This is a genomic window from Roseburia sp., assembly GCF_041325975.1.
In the GTDB taxonomy this organism is placed as follows: domain Bacteria; phylum Bacillota; class Clostridia; order Lachnospirales; family Lachnospiraceae; genus Roseburia; species Roseburia rectibacter.
The window spans coordinates 486,952-504,339 of sequence record NZ_JBGLEJ010000003.1 but is presented as its reverse complement, the minus strand read 5'-3'; the positions used below and the strand labels follow the sequence as shown (position 1 = coordinate 504,339).

The window sequence follows — 17,388 nt, the reverse complement described above, 5'->3', positions numbered from 1 at the left end:
ATGATCAGGCTGGCTTTCTTTTTTTCTGCTCTGTTTTTGGCGGCGGTCATGGATATGAGGACAAGGACCATCCCGGACTGGCTGGTCGTTCTGGTGGCACTTACCAGCATGCTGCCACCGGGACAGCCAAATCTTTTGGGAGTTTTTGCAGGACTTCCGCTGCTCCTTGCAGGCATTACCATAGGAGGAATCGGCGGAGGGGATGTGAAACTCATGGGGGTATGCGGCCTGGTTCTTGGAGCGAGCCAAGCGCTTACGGGACTGTTCCTTGCATTGTGCCTGCTGGTGCTGTGGCATGCGGCAGGGGGCATGGGCAGGAAAAAGAACAGAAAGAAACAAAAAGAGGAGAAGGAACAGGAACAGGCATACCCGCTTGTTCCGTTTCTTTTTGCAGGAATGCTGATTGGTATCTGGATAGGAGGTTAAAGAATTGAAAAAGAAATTATTACTGGCAGGGATTATGGCACTGCTTGCAGGAACTGTCGTGGCAGCAAGAAAGAAAAAATATACGGAGACATCGAGATAGGAGGAGAAGAGAATCATGAAACTGTTAAAAAACCGTACTGTTCTTGGGGTACTCTGCATTGTAGTGTCCCTGCTCATCTGTTTTGCAGTGACACCGCTTGTCAATGCCGGACTGTCCCAAAAGACCACAATCGTGCGTTTTGTAAAGGACGTTAAGGCAGGCGAAGAGATCAAAAAAGGAATGCTGCAGGAAGTCGAGGTGGGAGGTTACAACCTGCCCGAAAATGTGTTAAGGAGCATCACGGAGGCGGAAGGAAAATATCTGACCGCGGATGTTTATGCAGGGGATTATATCGTAGCAGAAAAAGTAGCAGACGAGCCGGCTGCAGAAAATAAATACCTTTACAACTTAAACGGGGAGAAACAGGCAATCTCCATCACCATCAGTTCTTTTGCGGAAGGACTCTCCGGCAAATTAAAGAGCGGGGATATTGTGTCGGTCATCGCACCGGATTACCTGGGCAGTGGGGAGACAGTGATCCCGGCAGAATTAAAATATGTGGAGGTCATCGCAGTGACGGCAAAGTCCGGCTATGATGCTAATACACAGGAGCAGGAAGAGGAGAAGGAGCTTCCGTCCACCGTCACGGTGTTAGTCAGACTGGAGCAGAGCAGACTGCTGGCAAGGCTGGAAGCAGAGGGAGAAATCCATCTGTCACTGGTATACAGGGGAGACAGCCAGAAAGCTGCACAGTTCATTGAAGCACAGGATCTGGTGCTGGAGGAGCTTCTGGAAGAAACCACAGAGGAAGAAGAGGTATCTGTTGTAAAAAATGAGGTGCCGAGGACAGGAGGGGAAGCGGATGCAGTGACGGCAGAAGAAACCTCGGCAGACGAGAAAAATGATACGGATATGGAGGAATAGTGTTTGAATTTCATGAAAAATTCTTTGTTCCAGAGAAATTTGGAGCAGGAAAGGGAAGAAGAGATGCCGGAAGAGGGAGGCGTGCTTGCCGTGTGGGGCAGCCCTTCCTCCGGCAAGACGGTGGTGTCTGTGAAACTGGCAGAGCATCTGGCAAAGAAAAAGAGAAATGTCATTTTAATCCTTGCGGATATGATCACTCCGCCGCTGCCTTACTTATGCGCACCGTCAGACATTGAACAGGAAAGGTCGTTGGGGAGCATTCTTGCCGCATCCCATGTGACGGAAAACCTCATCAAGAAGAACTGCATGTTCTACCGGAAGAATGATTATCTTTCCATGGTCGGGATGTTAAAGGGGGAGAATGTGTTCACCTATCCGCCCTATGAAAAAGAGCAGGCGGCAGAACTGCTCCAGCTTGCAGCACAGATCGCACCGTATGTCATCGTGGACTGCACCAGCAATATCGCATCGGATATCCTGTCGGCGGTCGCATTGATGGAGGCAGATACGGTGTTAAGGCTGGCAGGGTGTGACTTAAAATCCATCAGTTACTTATCCTCCCAGCTTCCACTGCTATCAGACCACAAATGGGATGCCGACAAGCAGTTGAAGGCCGTGTCCAATATCAGACAGCAGGAGGCAAGCAGCCACATGGAACAAATCCTTGGCAGTGTGTCGTTCCAGATTCCGCACAGCAGTGAGGTGGAAGCACAGTTTTTAGAAGGGGAACTGCTTGGGGAACTCGGCCTGAAGGAGAGCCGGGCATTCCGCAGGGAGATAGAGAAAATCAGCAGGGAGGTATTCGGGGTATGAAAAATAACCAGAATCTGTTCTTTTCCCCGGAGGAAAAGGGAAGGGCATTTTCGGATGTCTTAAAAGAGGTGCAGGAGTATATCTCCAGCAAATATTCCACGCTCATGGTGGAAGGCGGGAGCGAGGAAGTAAAACAGCAGGTCAAGCGGTACATTACAAAGTACATCTGTGACTACCGTATCACGGTAAAGGGAAAAACACAGGAACAGTTGATCGATGACCTTTACACGGAAATGGCAGAGTTTTCCTTCCTCACCAAGTACATTTTTGGAACAGGGATAGAGGAAATCGATATCAATTCCTGGCGGGATATCGAGATACAGTACAATGACGGCAGGTGTGAAAAGCTGGAGGAACACTTCGAGTCCCCGGAGCATGCGGTCAATGTCATAAGGCGCATGCTCCATGTGTCGGGCATGGTGTTGGACAATGCCTCCCCTGCAGTGTTAGGACATCTGAGCAAGAATATCCGAATCGCCGTGTTAAAGACGCCGCTCGTGGATGAAGATGTGGGGATTGCAGCATCCATCCGTATTGTCAATCCGCAGAGCCTGAAAAAGGAAAACTTTGTGGATGGCGGCACCGCAACGGGGGAAATGCTGGACTTTCTGGCAGAGTGTCTGCGTTATGGCATCAGCATCTGTGTCGCAGGAGCCACCAGTTCCGGTAAGACCACACTTGCAGGCTGGCTGCTTACCACCATACCGGATGGAAAGCGTATCTTTACCATCGAAAACGGCAGCCGTGAGCTGGCACTCGTAAGGGAAAAGGATGGAAAAGTGACCAACAGTGTCATCCATACGCTGACCAGATACAGCGAAAATGAAAAGCAGAACATTGATCAGGACATGCTCCTTGATATGGCACTGCGTTTTAACCCGGAGATCATCTGTGTCGGGGAGATGCGTAGTTCAGAGGCGTACACGGCACAGGAATCGGCAAGAACCGGACACACGGTGCTTACCACGATCCACAGCAACAGTTGTGAATCCACTTACAGCCGAATGAGGACACTGTGCAAGAGAAAATATGACATGGATGACGAGGTGTTGATGGACCTTGTAACGGAGGCATTCCCTATCGTGGTGTTCACCAAGCAGCTTGAGAACCGCAAGAGGAAACTCATGGAAATCATGGAGTGTGAGATCACGGCAGACGGAAAGCGGAAGTTCAACCCGCTGTACCGCTATGAGATCACCGAAAACCGGATGGAAGGGGACCGCTTTATCATTAATGGCACGCATAAGAAGGTGTGCGGAATTTCCGAGAGCCTCAAAAAGAGATTTTTGGAAAACGGCATGCCAAAAGATGTGCTGGAAAGAATTGAAAAAGGAGGGAAGAAAGTATGCTGACATTACAGGTCATTGCCTGCATCGGGATCATTACAGGAGCATTCCTGCTGTTCCAAATCCGGTTAAATGACTTTACGGGGAACATTTTCCACAGGCTTTTGGACGCACCGAAAGGAATCCGTGAGGAGATACTGGAGGAGACCAAGCGCAGGAAAAAATCCTATTTCCGCAGGGAGATCGAGGAAGTACAGGAAATTTTGAAAACAACGGACAGGGAGGAGCTGTTCCCGCTTTTATGCACTGCATCCCTTCTGCTGTTTGCCGCAGGAGCAGCCATTGCGGTCATGATCGGAAATGTTTTTCTGGTTCCGGTGCTGGCATGCGGATTTTTATTTCTGCCGTTCTGGTACATCAGGCTGACCGCATCCCATTTCAAAAAGGATGTGTCATCGGAACTGGAAACCGCACTGTCTATTATTACAACGGCGTATCTGCGCAGTGAGGACATTCTGACTTCGGTGGAGGAAAACCTTGAATATTTAAATCCGCCGGTCAAGACCGTGTTTGCAGATTTTGTGTCAAGAATCCGGCTCATTGATCCAGACCTTGAGGCAGCCTTGGAGGAGCTTAAGGGAAAGATTGAAAATGATGTGTTCATGGAATGGGTGGATGCCTTAAAGTCCTGCCTGTATGACCGGTCATTAAAGACAACACTGACACCGATCGTGGTGAAACTGTCGGACATGCGCATCGTGAATGCAGAGCTGGAGTATCTGGTATTTGAACCCAGAAAGGAATTTATCACAATGGTGGTGTTGGCAGTGGGGAATATCCCGCTGTTATATTTCCTGAACCAGTCCTGGTACGATACGCTCATGCATACCATCCCCGGACAGATTATGCTGGCAGTTACCGGCGCAATTATTTTTGTTTCCACGGCATGCGTCATAAAACTGACAAAGCCGATTGAATACCGGACATAAGGGGGAGGGATAAATTGAAAATCGTACTGATAGTTGTATTCATCCTGACGGCATGCGGACTGTTCCTTCTGCTGTCGGGCATCTTAAAGCTGCCGACACTGCGGACCGGCAGGGCGATGATGCAGTCAGGGAAGAAAGAAAAGAAACTGCAGAAAACACTGGATGCGTTCTACATGGACGGAGCGGCATACTTAGGAAAATACATCGGAATGAATGCCTACAAAAAAAGCAGGATGCAGAATGTCCTTAATGCGGCAGGACTTAAGATGACACCGGAAACCTATATGGCGTATGCCTATCTGAAGGCAGGGAGCATTTTTCTCCTGATCCTTCCGGCACTGCATGTATTTCCGCTGCTTGCCATCCTGCTCGTGCTTTTAGGAGTCATGGTCTACTATAAGGAGACAAGAAAAGCAGAAGAGCTGGTAAGGGAAAAAAGGGAGCAGATCGAGGGAGAGCTGTACCGTTTTGTTTCCACCATCACACAGGAGCTGAAAAACAGCAGGGATGTACTTTCCATGCTGGAGCATTATAAGGAAAATGCCGGGGACATGTTCCAGAAGGAACTGGACATTGTGTGTGCCGACATGCGTTCCAGCAGCTATGAGGCAGCACTCACCCGTTTCGAGGCAAGGCTCAATTCCCCGCAGCTCTCCGATGTGGTCCGTGGACTGATTGGTGTGTTAAGAGGCGATGACGGTGCAGTGTATTTCCAGATGCTCACACACGACTTCAAGCAGGCAGAACTGCAGAGGTTAAAGGCAAAGGCAGCAAAAATCCCGCCGAAAATCCGTGTCTTTTCTTTTGCCATGCTCTTATGTTTCCTTGCAACCTATTTTGCCATCATCGGCTATGAGATCATAAAGTCCATGGGAACACTGTTCTGATAAAAGCGCAGGAAGGAGAAAAAATGAAGCGGATCTATAAAATTATGAGGGACAAAAAGGGGGAGGGATATATCGATGCGGCAGTCGTTGTATTCTGTGTGATGTTTGTCATTGCCCTTGGCGTCAGGATATTCCCGGTTTTTATCACGAAGATACAGCTTGACAATTTTGCAGACGAGCTGGTGAGGGAGGCAGAGATCAGCGGCAGGGTTGGAAGTGAGACAACCGCAAGGCAGAGAACCTTGGAGGAAAAAACAGGGATACATCCAGCCGTAAGCTGGTCAAGAACCGGAAAAATCCAGTTGAATGAAGAGGTGACGGTAACACTGATGTTACAGAAAGACCTCGGACTTTTTGGAAAGTTAAGGTCGTTTCCGGTAACCATAAGGGCGAGGGCATCGGGAAAGAGTGAGGTGTATTGGAAATGAGAAAATGCTATCAGAGTTTAAAAAGACTTCTGACAGGGCAGGAGGGAAGCATGGCTCCGGTTGCTGTAGCTGCAACAATAGCCATGCTTTTTATCATCCTTGGTGTTTCAGAATACATGCGCCTTGTCATCACGGCAGCCGGAATCAAAGATGCCATGGAATCTGCCGTAGTTTCCGTGGTAAACGACAATTACAATGAAGTTTATCATGGTGTCAGGGAAGGATATGCTGCAGGATATGAGCCGGACGATACGGGATTTGCGGCATCCGTGGACCATGGGGATATCTATGGCAGGATGTGTTTTCTGCTTGGTCTGGAAGAGGATGGGAACAGTTATGTCCGCTATAACAACAGTGGTGGACTGGAGTACAGGCTCAAAAATCTTTCTGTGGACATCCACAACACGGCACTGGCATCGCCGGGAGGAACTTATTATGCGGATGCAGAGGTCACGATGGAAGTGCCTGTGCGTTTCGCAGGAAAAATCTTGTCGAATATGTCGGTCAGGTTGAAGGTGAGGGCAGCCTACAGGGAGAAATTTTAGTAACATGTTACAGATATCGTAAGACTTATTACATTTCCATAGACTTTCCAGACGTTCTATGGTAGCGTGTGAACTACGAAAATCAATCAATCGAAAAAACATAAGGAGGGAATGCCATGAAAGATAAGACAAAAAAGTGGCTGGCAATCGCAGGACTTCTCGCAGTATGTGCAGTGCTTGTGTTTGGAATCAGCAGAGTGCTCTACCATGAGCCGGACAGGGAGGCACAGGCCGTGGAGAGAGAATCAGAGGAGACAGAACTTTTTGTGGAGACAGAAACACCGGAACCTGTGCAGGCAGAAAGCACAGAAGCAGAGACGGAAGAGCCGCTTGTGATCGAGGCGGAGACAGGGACTTCCGTAAATGACAGGGAGCAGGAAATTCAGGAAACCCCGGAGAAAACGGAAGCGGAAAAGCCGAGTGAGCCGCCTGCACTGTCTGAGGGAACCGCCACGGATCAGCCGGATACACCGCCGTCCTACGAGGAGGAAAAACAGGAGGAACCGGCTCCGGCAGAGAACCAGACGCCAAAGACAGGTGATACCAAAGACGGCATGGTATATGTGGAAGGCTTCGGATGGATTACCGATGAAGGGGAAGGCTCAGGCATATATGCAGATGACATGTATGAAAATGGCAATAAGATCGGAATCATGGATTAAATAAACAGAATGTAAAGGAAAGGCACAGCAGAAATGTTGTGCTTTTTTTGCGGGCAGATACGGGCGGTGTGCCATATCTTCCTGTCTGTGTTTTAAGGAGAAATGCATGAAATATATCAAACAGAAAATCCTGCTGTTTGTGCTGTTGCTTGCCATGGTGATGCCGGTATCGGTTTATGCAGCCGGGGAAGGGAACATCGACAATGGCGGTGGAGGTATGGGAGCAGGAACGGGAACTAATTTTTGGAGCAGCCACGATGAGGGGGTGCGTGTGACGGTAATCAGAGCCAGCGACGGTGCAGTCGTGTCAGCATCCATTGACCTTACCAACAAGCATCCGACTGATATCCGGGTGCATTTTGGAAAAGTAAGCAAGACTTCCTACAGGAATGGCGCAGGACTTTCTGCAAGGATGGGAGGCTATACGTTTTATAATCCTGCACAGTCCCTGCCACAGATCATCAGCACATCAAGAGGCGGGGCGAACCTTACAGCCATCAAACAGTACTTTACGGACGAGCAGGTGATCAGAGCCATTGCAGGATATGTCGGCATGGATTTCCAGACGCTGACAAACGGAGAGTACAAGCTGTTATTAGAGCCAATCGCATATGTGACTTTTGAGGGAGTCCGGACTGCGTTTACCGCCACGGAAGCAGCAAAATACAATCAGTTAAGGGGCGGTTTGTTGCGAAAGAAAATGCCGTCCCTTTCCCATAAAAACCTGCCGCTTGCCATGTTTTTGGAAACATCGGATTTAGGGTATCCGGCGTGGAGCGGTTCTAAGACAGAGAAAGCAAATGATGAGGATATCATCCGCGCATTAGGACTTGGCATCGTGCGGTTTAATGAGGTGATCACACCGGAAGTCATCGAAGCGGACTATGAATACCGTGTGGATACGGATGTGATAACGGCGGTCACAGTCAGTGGAGGACAGAGCGATCCAGACAACTCCGTCACCGTGACATTTTCTATCCTGGGAAGAAGCTACAAGGTTGAAAACGTGTATTACCCGGAGGATGGACAGCAGCTCGTGTGGGTAAAATGGCATACCCCATCCACAGAACAGCATATCACGATTAGCGTGACCGCCAGCGGAGGCAGTGCATCCGTGAGCCGGGGAACCATCACGGCGAACATTGTGGATCTGGATGACAATCCACCGCCCAATCCTGTTGCAGATGACAGAAATGATGGATACCGGAAAGAGAATGCAGTGATGCCTGTAAATCCAGAAAAGACACAGGCGGCATGGAGTGTCTGGAAAGCCAAGTGGAAGGAAAAATGGGTATGGCACAGTGACTGGAACTGGGAGTCAGAGGACCATTCGGCAAGCTGTGAGGCAGGATGCACACAGAGCCATGGACACTGGGAGGATGATGGCGAGTATGTGGATGAAGGCTGGTGGGAATTTGAAGAGAAACATTATTTGGCATCCCTGACTGCGGATATGCATCTGGTCACCGATGAAAAGGCACCGACAGCAAATGGCATAGTTACAAAAAGCGGGTACGGTGTGAATGTCTCCCTGAGTGTAAGGGCATCAAGCAGCCAGACATCTGCAACAACGGCACCGCAGACGGCAGTCAGTTATTTCCCGGAATTTTATTACGAAACCTACTGGCGGCTTTTAGAGAGAACCCGAAATGGATACAGTGCGGTCTTTGAATTTAAGAATAATGAGTATTCCACTTATTACCGGAGGACACACTTCACACCGGTCTGGATGCCGGACGGGGAGTACCGGGTATATACTTATCTGCTTGACTGTTGGACACCGGATGGAATGCTTTCCATGAACCTGTCAGACGCTGTGCAGATATCGGGAAGCCTGTGGGATGACTGGCATATCGCACCACAGAATGTGAGGTAGGAAATGGGATATGAGAGAATCCAAAAGCCGGAAGGACTGCTCTACCATTACACTCGAAAAGAAAATCTGGAATCCATCTTAAGGGATGGAAGGATACGGAAATTTTGTGACAGGGAAACATGGTTCACAAAATCCCTTGCAGATACGCTGCGGCTTATGTCACTCACGGTGATGCAGGAGGGAGCAGCTTATTATGATGCGAGGGGCAGGCTGCAGCGTTACCCGGCATTTGTGCCGGAGGATTATGTAGTTTTAGAACTTACCCCGCGCTACCAGAGCGGGGAATGGGTGATCTGGAATCAGGAACTTCCACCTAATGCGCCGGAGTCCGTAAGGGAGCTTGCGGAGGAGTTCAGCCACTTAAAACTCGGATACCGTGGAGATTTAAAGTTCTGGGAGAATCCTGTCATTTATGAGATGACAGACCTTTTGGAAGAACCGGAGCAGACCAGTGAAATGAAAATGCAGTAAAAAAACAGAAAAAAGGAAAGGAAGATCAGATGAAGAAAAAGAAATGGATGATGATGGCAGTGATGGTGCTTGCACTTACGATGATGTTTGGAACTACAGTATATGCGTCAGGAAAAGGGGACGTGGCAGGAGCAATCGAGGGTACATGGCAGGATGCCTCCGCACAGATCAAGACAGTAGTCAATAAGGTGGTGTTCCCGGCAATCGACCTGATACTTGCCGTATTCTTCTTTGCAAAGCTGGGTACTGCATACTTTGATTACCGAAAACACGGGCAGTTTGAATGGGCGGCACCCGCAATCCTGTTTGCGTGTCTGGTGTTTACGCTGACGGCACCGACCTATATCTGGAAAATCCTTGGCATATAGGGGATGGTGAGAAAGAAGGTGTCAGATGTTTATATTTGATTTTGTTGCGGAAACCGTACTAGACCAGATCATCGACTGGCTGTATGGGAAGATCGTTGGATTTCTCAATGATTTTTTTGCAATGATGAACAATATGGGGGTGGAATTGTTTGACCTGCCGTGGGTGAATGCAATTACCACTTTTTTTAGTTGGCTTGGCTGGGCATTGTTTGTGGTAGGGCTGGTGGTCGGAGCTTTTGAATGTGCCATAGAGTATCAGGGAGGAAGGGGCAGTATCAAGGATACTGCCTTAAACTATGTCAAGGGATTTATGGCGGTCAGCCTGTTTTCCATTCTTCCGGTCAACTTATACTCCCTAAGTGTGTCGCTGCAGAGTTCCTTCGGATCGGCATTATCCGGCATTACAGATGCGGAAAGCATCGGGATGACTGCACAGCAGGTGCTTATGTCAGCCGCCATGCCGGGAGTGGGGAATCCGATCCTGCAGATATTCTGTGCCGTGATGATGGGGTATGCCGTGATAAAAGTGTTTTTCGGAAACCTGAAAAGAGGAGGCATCCTGCTCATACAAATCGCAGTTGGAAGCCTTTATATGTTTTCTGTTCCAAGAGGATATATTGACGGTTTTACCCAGTGGTGCAAGCAGGTCATTGGAATCTGTCTCACCGCTTTCCTGCAGTCCACCATGCTCACGGCAGGACTCATGATCTTCAAGGACCATCCTCTGCTTGGTCTGGGTGTCATGCTTTCCTCCACGGAGGTGCCGAGGATTGCCGGACAGTTCGGACTGGACACCAGCACAAAGGCAAACCTGATGAGCGGAGTTTATGCAGCGCAGACAGCCATCAACATTTCAAAAACGGTTGTCAAAGCAGTGGCAGCATAAGGCGGTGAAAGGATGGAGAAAAAGCTGGGGAGTCTGTTCGATGGGATCGGGGGATTTCCATTGGCAGCAAAAAGAAATGGCATACGACCTGTGTGGGCGAGTGAGATAGAAAAGTTTCCCATGGCAGTTACCACGTACCGGTTCCCGGAGATGAAACACATGGGAGACATTACAAAACTGCATGGGGAAAACCTCCCGGTTGTGGATGTGATAGCCGGGGGTTCGCCATGTCAGGACTTATCCATTGCCGGGAGACGCGCAGGACTTGCGGGGATGCGTTCCGGTCTCTTTTTAGAGCAGGTACGCATCATAAAAGAAATGCGCAGGCAGGAGGAAAGGAGGAAAAACAGCAGTGGAAGGAGAGCAGATGTCCCTGTTCGACCTCGGTATATGGTCTGGGAAAATGTGCCGGGAGCCTTCTCAAGCGGAGAACCAAAAGGAGCAGATTTTAAGAGAGTCCTCGAAGAAGTCTGTGGTATATCGGAGGAGTCCGTATCTTTACCTGGACCGCCGGATGGGGCATGGACTCCTGCCGGGATTATTCTGGGACAGGAATTCTCTGTTGCTTGGAGAGTACTGGACGCTCAATTTTGGGGAGTCCCCCAGAGACGCAGAAGAATCTTCCTTGTCGCAGATTTTGGAGGCCACAGTGCCGGAGAGATATTATTTGAGTCCGAAAGCGTGTGGAGGCATTATCAGGAGAGCAGGGAACAGAGGGAAAAAGCTGCCGCCGATCTTGGAGGCGGCACTTTTGATGCAGGCACAGGAGCCGACATCGTGTGTCTGATGGATCAGGGAGGACAGCGGATGGATGTGTACCGGAACCTTATCGGTACACTTCTGGCACACAGTTCAAGCACACCGCCCATTATCATGGCGAGCAGTCAGGCAAATGCAGAAATCGGGATCGGATACTGTCCGACCATTACAGCAGCGGCAGGGATGGCAGGCAATAACCAGCCGATCCTGTTTGACAATCACGGACCGGACACCCGCTACAGCGGACCGGTGAAAGTGGCACAGACCATTACTTCTGCACTGGGGACGGGAGGCAACAATACGCCGCTTGCTGTCCATGGAGAACCCTACTGCATCGCCGGAAATGTCATCAACCGTCAGGATAAAAACGGGGGAAACGGCTGCGGCTATCAGCAGGGAGTCAGTTATACGCTGACAACAGAGGACAGGCACTGTGTGGCATACACGGATGACCTGCAGAGAAAAAAGCGTGTGAGGAAACTCATACCGCTTGAGTGTGAAAGACTTATGGGATTCCCGGACCACTGGACGGACATTCCGGGAGCAAGTGACAGTGTCCGGTACCGGGCATTGGGAAACAGCGTGGCAGTGCCGTGTGTGGAATATATCCTCTGTGGCATTGCTTATTTTTTAGAAAGACAGGAGGGAGAACGGGATGTACATATACCCGGATAATCTGAAATCGAAAGCGAGCATGTGGCTGTGGGAGCTAAAAGACCTTGCAGTGACAGGAATCATCGTACTGATATCCGTGTTTGCATTTGCCTATGCAAAACTGTGGTTCCCGATGGTGATAGCAGGTGTATACGCATTTTTAACGATACAGGTGGAGGATACCACCATCTTAAAATTTATCCGCTATGCATGTGCGTATTTTTTGGTGGAACAGCAGCATTATGAATGGAGGTATACCGCAAATGAAACGGAAGAATGAACAGTCCACAAGGGAGCTGATGGGGACAAAAGAACTGTCGGATTACAGCATCCGCACCTACCGGAAGGACGAGCTGGTCTATTTTCTGATCCAGCCGAGCAACCTGTCTGTGTTGTCGGAGGAGAGCCTTTCCGCAAGAATCTATGGACTCATGACGGTATTAAAAGGCATCACAGAAATCGAGATGATGTGCTTAAATTCCCGTGAAAATTTTGAGGACAACAAAAGATATTTAAAGAACCGCGCGGAGGAAGAAACCAACCCGACTGTGCGGAAACTGCTGGAACTGGATGCAGGACACCTTGACCGGATGCAGGTGCAGATGGCAACGGCGAGGGAGTTTTTACTGATTATCCGGCTGAGAAACCAGAAGGAGAATGAGGTGTTCGCTTACTTAAACCGTATCGAAAAAATGCTGGTGGAACAGGGATTTACATCCAAAAGAGCGGATGAGGAGGACATGAAGAGGATACTGGCTGTTTACTTTGAACAGAATGTCACAACGGAAAAATTTGAAGAATTTGATGGAGAGAGGTGGATCATTTTAAATGAATAACAACAGAAAGAAAAAAACACAGACACAGACACCGGGGGAAGAGAGGCTTAAGAGTTTCCTTGATATGATCGCGCCGTCCGTCATCCAGTTTTACACGGATCATTATATCTGCGGGAATACGTTCCGCAGTGTCTGGGCACTCAGGGAATATCCGACTGCAACGGATGAGCAGGCAATCCTGCGCCATCTTGGGGAAAAGGATGGCGTGACACTGCGTATCTATACCAGACAGGTCACACCGGCAGAGGAGAAAAAAATCATCAGCAATGCGGCAAACAAGAACCGCATGAAACAGGGAAATACAGAAAATTTACAGGAGACAGTCACGGCAGCGAGCAACCTGCAGGATGTGACCAACATCATTGCGACCATGCACCGCAACAGGGAGCCGTTGCTGCATACGGCTGTGTATCTGGAGTTATCCGCAGCGGACATGGATAAGTTGAAGCTGTTGCAGACCGAAGTGTTGACAGAACTCATCCGTTCCAAACTGAACGTGGATAAGCTGCTGCTGCGCCAGAAGCAGGGGTTCCTATGTGTGCATCCGGCTGGCAGGAATGTCTTTCTGGAACAGTTTGAACGTGCGCTTCCGGCTTCGAGTGTGGCGAACCTGTTCCCGTTCAACTACTCCGGCAAGACCGATAAGAACGGATTTTATATCGGGAGGGATAAGTTTGGAAGCAATGTTATTGTAGATTTCAACCAGAGAGCGGATGACAAGACCAATGCCAATATCCTCATCCTTGGAAACTCCGGGCAGGGAAAATCCTACCTGTTAAAACTGATACAGACCATCCTGCGGGAGTCCGGGATGAAAGTTATCTGCCTGGACCCGGAGCATGAATATGTGGATTTGACCGGAAATCTGGGAGGCTGTTTTGTGGATTTGATGAGCGGGGAGTATATCATCAATGTGTTAGAACCCAAAACATGGGATGAAAACGGCAGCCCGGAAGATACAGAGGCACCCTATGCGTTCCGCTGTTCCTCAAAATTAAGCCAGCATATTTCCTTCTTAAAAGACTTTTTCCGAAGCTATAAGAATTTTACGGACAGCCAGCTTGACACGATAGAGATCATGTTAGCGAAACTTTATGAGAAGTGGAACATAGGGGATGATACGGACTTTGGCAGGCTTACGTCAAAGGATTACCCGATCCTGTCTGACCTTTACGATCTGATGGAGGAGGAATATAAGCATTACGATGTGAAGAAGAAACAACTGTATACCGCAGAGCTTCTGCAGGAAATCTGTCTTGGACTTCACTCCATGTGTAAGGGAGCGGAGTCCAAATTTTTTAACGGACATACAAACATCACGGACAGCAGTTTTCTGACTTTCGGTGTCAAGGGACTGCTTCAGGCAAGCAAAAATGTGAAGGATGCCATGCTGTTTAATGTGCTTTCCTACATGTCCAATGAACTTCTGACCAATGGGCATACGGCAGCCTGCATCGATGAGTTTTATCTGTTCCTTACCAACCTGACCGCCGTGGAATATATCCGAAACTTTATGAAACGTGTGCGAAAAAAGGACAGTGCCGTCATCCTTGCCAGCCAGAATCTGGAGGACTTCAATATCGATGGAATCCGGGAGTACACGAAACCGCTATTTTCCATCCCAACCCATGTATTTCTGTTCAATGCGGGAAACATCGATTCCAGATTTTATATCGATACCTTGCAGCTTGAGCAGAGCGAATACAACCTGATCCGTTATCCGCAGAGGGGCGTGTGTCTCTATAAATGCGGCAATGAACGTTACAACCTCATGGTACATGCACCGGAGTACAAGGAGAAACTGTTCGGAAGTGCCGGAGGACGATAAGGCAGGGAAAAAGGAAGGAGGGATGCCAGACTATGGACATGAGGGAGCAGAAATTCGGCATTGAGATCGAGATGACAGGCATTACCAGACAGCGTGCTGCGGAGGTTATGGCAGCCTATTTTTCCTCTGTAGCCAGCTATGACGGTGGAAGCTATGAAGTGTACAGTGTCAGGGATGCGGCAGGCCGCAGGTGGAAAGTCATGTATGACTCCAGCATTGAGGCACAGAAAAAAGGCGGCGGTTATGCGGGGAGTGAGTACAAGGTAGAATTTGTTTCCCCCATCTGTGAATATGCGGATATCCCTGTCATACAAGAACTCATCCGGCAGCTCCGGCATGCAGGTGCAGTGGCAGGAAAGAATACAGGCATCCATGTGCATATCAACGCGGCACCCCATGATGCAAGGACACTGCGGAACATCACCAACATCATGTACAGCAAGGAAGATTTGATCTATAAGGCACTTCAGGTAGATGTAGAGAGGGAGCATCGTTACTGCCAGAAGGTGGAAGAGGACTTTTTGCAGGAACTGAACCGGAAGAAACCAAAGAGTCTGGAGGAAGTGAGCAGGATCTGGTACAAGGGGGTTGATGGAAGGCACAGGCATTACCATGAAAGCCGTTACCACTGTCTGAATCTGCACAGCGTGTTCCAGAAGGGAACGATTGAGTTTCGTCTGTTTAACTCCACTACCCATGCAGGAAAAATAAAGGCATATATCCAGCTCTGCCTTGCCATTTCTGCGCAGGCATTGAACCAGAAATGTGCCAGCCGGATCAAGACTGCCAGCACCAACGAAAAATATACATTCCGTACCTGGCTGTTAAGGCTGGGAATGATCGGGGATGAATTTAAGACGGCGCGGAAGTTTCTTCTGGAAAATCTGGAGGGCGGCATTGCATGGAAGGACCCGGAACAGGCTGTGAGACAGAAGGAAAGACTGCGTGCGATGAAAGAAAAGAAAGAACTGGAAATCGGACATGCACAGCAGGCAGACAGCATGGAAGAAGAGGTGCCGGAGGATGCACAGGGAATGAACATGACCATGTAAAAACAAAACGCAGAGAAAGGAAACAAGAATATGAACATGACAGGAAGAAGATATATTGCATACGGCTCGAACTTAAACCGGGCGCAGATGGCACTGCGCTGCCCCGATGCAAAGGTGGTAGGAACCGGGGAAATCAAGGACTATGAGCTGTTGTTCCGTGGAAACAGGAACGGGGCGGTAGCTACGGTGGAGCCGAAAAAAGGGGAGAGTGTACCGGTGTTAATCTGGGAGATTAGTCCGAGAGATGAGTTTAACCTGGACCGTTATGAGGGATATCCGAGACTGTATGGAAAAGAAATGCTGGAAGTGGAGCTGGATGGAAAACGGGAGAAAATGATGGCATATACCATGACGGAGGGGTATGCCATGGGAGTCCCTTCGGAACATTACCTTGCTACCATCCGCACCGGATATCAGGAGGCAGGATTTGATGAGGATGTTCTGATGGCAGGTGTTGAAAAGAGCAGGGAACGAATGAAACAGGAGATGGAAGCAGAGAGAATGGAGGAAGCACCATGGAGCCAGCAACTGCCGCTCTGATCGCAAGGGCAGCCATAGCAGCCGGAACCAATAAAAAAGTGTGGACAGGGATTGCCTCCGTACTGGCAGCCTTGTGTCTTCCGGTCATCCTTGCCGTCATGTGCTACATTAGCATTGCCTCCGGTGGAACAGAGCATAACCGGGCGGCAGTGCATCTGGCATTCGATGGAGGGGAAGCACCGGATGGAATGCCTGCGGATTATCAGGCTTATGTCCGCCAGATGCAGGAAAGTTTTGCGGAGCTGGATGCCATATTAGATGACATTGATGGCATGACAGAAGGGGAAGTGTGCGACAGGTATCTGGTCAAATCCGTTTTTTATTCTCTGTATTTCGGCGCAGACCGGGTACGGCTTGAGACGGATGATTATAAAAAATTCGCAGACTGTTTTGTGGATTATGAGGAACGGACACAAAACATAGAGCAGGAGGACGGGACCGTCACGCTGGAAAAATATACCGTGGCAGTTGCCATTGGGGATAAGACAAAAATCTTCCAAAAACTTGCATCCGACTATGGAGTTACCGCAACTTATGAACAACAGTCCAATGCAGTCAATGTGTGGTATGGGGCAAAGTATGACACGGCAGCCCCGACAGAGGGGGATGAATTTTCCGACTGGGGCGGCTGGAACGGGGCAGGGGATATCCCTGTGTATGATCTGCCGGCCAACGGGAATGGGAGTGATATCGTACAGCTTGCATTATCAAGACTGGGGCATCCGTACTCGCAGGCACTCCGCGGAACCGGGAATTATGTCGACTGCAGTTACCTGACGCTGTGGTGTTACAGACAGATAGGAATCTCCCTGCCGGGAACGGCGGCAGAGCAGGGAAGATATATGGTGGAGCATAACCTGACGGTTGCAAAGGAATCACTGCAGCCGGGGGACCTTGTGTTCTGGAGCCACAAACCAAACGGAAGATACATGAACATCACGCATGTGGGCATCTATGCCGGAGACGGCATGGTCGTGGATGCGTCCTATTCCAAAGGGAAGGTGGTGTACCGTCCCCTGTTTGATAACGATAAGCAGGTACTGTATGGCAGGCCGCAGTAAATTTTTTGATGCCGCAGGCATCTGTTTTCCGCCAGAAAATGGAAATGAAGGAGGAGC

20 protein-coding genes are annotated in these 17,388 nt (G+C 49.3%); all 20 read left to right on the top strand.

Features of this window, described 5'->3' with window-relative positions; translation table 11 throughout:
* The 20 genes from ACDD58_RS02835 to ACDD58_RS02740 all read left to right on the top strand — a co-directional run bounded on the left by ACDD58_RS02835 (window position 1) and on the right by ACDD58_RS02740 (window position 17,331).
* Window positions 1-426: a prepilin peptidase gene (locus ACDD58_RS02835; RefSeq protein WP_015522556.1), complete on the top strand. Its 426-nt coding sequence runs from the start codon at window positions 1-3 to the stop codon at window positions 424-426.
* A gap of 115 nt (window positions 427-541) precedes the next feature.
* Complete coding sequence (locus ACDD58_RS02830; protein WP_370775604.1) at window positions 542-1,390, top strand: Flp pilus assembly protein CpaB; 849 nt, start codon at window positions 542-544, stop codon at window positions 1,388-1,390.
* A 12-nt stretch (window positions 1,391-1,402) separates the two neighbouring features.
* Window positions 1,403-2,203, top strand: a complete 801-nt coding sequence (locus ACDD58_RS02825; protein WP_055193259.1) for an AAA family ATPase — start codon at window positions 1,403-1,405, stop codon at window positions 2,201-2,203.
* Complete coding sequence (locus ACDD58_RS02820; RefSeq protein ID WP_117485255.1) at window positions 2,200-3,555, top strand: ATPase, T2SS/T4P/T4SS family; 1,356 nt, start codon at window positions 2,200-2,202, stop codon at window positions 3,553-3,555. The genes ACDD58_RS02825 and ACDD58_RS02820 overlap by 4 nt, the downstream gene beginning before the upstream one ends.
* Window positions 3,549-4,478 (top strand): type II secretion system F family protein, encoded by a 930-nt coding sequence (locus tag ACDD58_RS02815; RefSeq protein ID WP_055232593.1) that lies wholly within the window; start codon window positions 3,549-3,551, stop codon window positions 4,476-4,478. Before ACDD58_RS02820 ends, ACDD58_RS02815 begins: the two co-directional genes overlap by 7 nt.
* A gap of 14 nt (window positions 4,479-4,492) precedes the next feature.
* Entirely contained in the window at window positions 4,493-5,365 is an 873-nt protein-coding gene (locus tag ACDD58_RS02810; RefSeq protein ID WP_082414110.1) for a secretion protein F, read from the top strand.
* Window positions 5,366-5,388: 23 nt separating this feature from the next.
* Window positions 5,389-5,793, top strand: coding sequence for a DUF4320 family protein (locus tag ACDD58_RS02805; protein ID WP_172676015.1), 405 nt, complete (start codon window positions 5,389-5,391; stop codon window positions 5,791-5,793).
* A complete protein-coding gene (locus tag ACDD58_RS02800; RefSeq protein WP_370775601.1) occupies window positions 5,790-6,338 on the top strand; it encodes a hypothetical protein in 549 nt (182 codons plus the stop codon). The genes ACDD58_RS02805 and ACDD58_RS02800 overlap by 4 nt, the downstream gene beginning before the upstream one ends.
* A gap of 116 nt (window positions 6,339-6,454) precedes the next feature.
* A complete protein-coding gene (locus ACDD58_RS02795) occupies window positions 6,455-7,000 on the top strand; it encodes a DUF6550 family protein (protein ID WP_055232588.1) in 546 nt (181 codons plus the stop codon).
* Window positions 7,001-7,106: 106 nt separating this feature from the next.
* Window positions 7,107-8,876, top strand: a complete 1,770-nt coding sequence (locus tag ACDD58_RS02790; protein WP_370775599.1) for a hypothetical protein — start codon at window positions 7,107-7,109, stop codon at window positions 8,874-8,876.
* 3 nt (window positions 8,877-8,879) lie between these two features.
* Window positions 8,880-9,347 carry a hypothetical protein gene (locus ACDD58_RS02785; protein WP_007884370.1) on the top strand — a complete coding sequence of 156 codons (468 nt, stop codon included), beginning with the start codon at window positions 8,880-8,882 and terminating at the stop codon, window positions 9,345-9,347.
* A 29-nt stretch (window positions 9,348-9,376) separates the two neighbouring features.
* Window positions 9,377-9,715, top strand: coding sequence for a DUF3852 domain-containing protein (locus ACDD58_RS02780; RefSeq protein ID WP_006857287.1), 339 nt, complete (start codon window positions 9,377-9,379; stop codon window positions 9,713-9,715).
* Between the two features lie 25 nt (window positions 9,716-9,740).
* Window positions 9,741-10,601 carry a conjugal transfer protein TrbL family protein gene (locus tag ACDD58_RS02775; protein ID WP_006857288.1) on the top strand — a complete coding sequence of 287 codons (861 nt, stop codon included), beginning with the start codon at window positions 9,741-9,743 and terminating at the stop codon, window positions 10,599-10,601.
* Between the two features lie 12 nt (window positions 10,602-10,613).
* Complete coding sequence (locus tag ACDD58_RS02770) at window positions 10,614-12,035, top strand: DNA cytosine methyltransferase (protein WP_370775596.1); 1,422 nt, start codon at window positions 10,614-10,616, stop codon at window positions 12,033-12,035.
* Window positions 12,016-12,294, top strand: coding sequence for a hypothetical protein (locus ACDD58_RS02765; RefSeq protein ID WP_015519971.1), 279 nt, complete (start codon window positions 12,016-12,018; stop codon window positions 12,292-12,294). The genes ACDD58_RS02770 and ACDD58_RS02765 overlap by 20 nt, the downstream gene beginning before the upstream one ends.
* Window positions 12,278-12,850 carry a hypothetical protein gene (locus ACDD58_RS02760; RefSeq protein WP_015519970.1) on the top strand — a complete coding sequence of 191 codons (573 nt, stop codon included), beginning with the start codon at window positions 12,278-12,280 and terminating at the stop codon, window positions 12,848-12,850. Before ACDD58_RS02765 ends, ACDD58_RS02760 begins: the two co-directional genes overlap by 17 nt.
* Window positions 12,843-14,678, top strand: a complete 1,836-nt coding sequence (locus ACDD58_RS02755; RefSeq protein WP_118177361.1) for a VirB4 family type IV secretion system protein — start codon at window positions 12,843-12,845, stop codon at window positions 14,676-14,678. The genes ACDD58_RS02760 and ACDD58_RS02755 overlap by 8 nt, the downstream gene beginning before the upstream one ends.
* Window positions 14,679-14,710: 32 nt before the next feature.
* Window positions 14,711-15,730 (top strand): amidoligase family protein, encoded by a 1,020-nt coding sequence (locus tag ACDD58_RS02750; protein WP_118177360.1) that lies wholly within the window; start codon window positions 14,711-14,713, stop codon window positions 15,728-15,730.
* Between the two features lie 30 nt (window positions 15,731-15,760).
* Window positions 15,761-16,270: a gamma-glutamylcyclotransferase family protein gene (locus ACDD58_RS02745; RefSeq protein ID WP_055193265.1), complete on the top strand. Its 510-nt coding sequence runs from the start codon at window positions 15,761-15,763 to the stop codon at window positions 16,268-16,270.
* Entirely contained in the window at window positions 16,246-17,331 is a 1,086-nt protein-coding gene (locus ACDD58_RS02740; protein WP_302791111.1) for a C40 family peptidase, read from the top strand. The genes ACDD58_RS02745 and ACDD58_RS02740 overlap by 25 nt, the downstream gene beginning before the upstream one ends.
* Window positions 17,332-17,388: the final 57 nt, after the last annotated feature.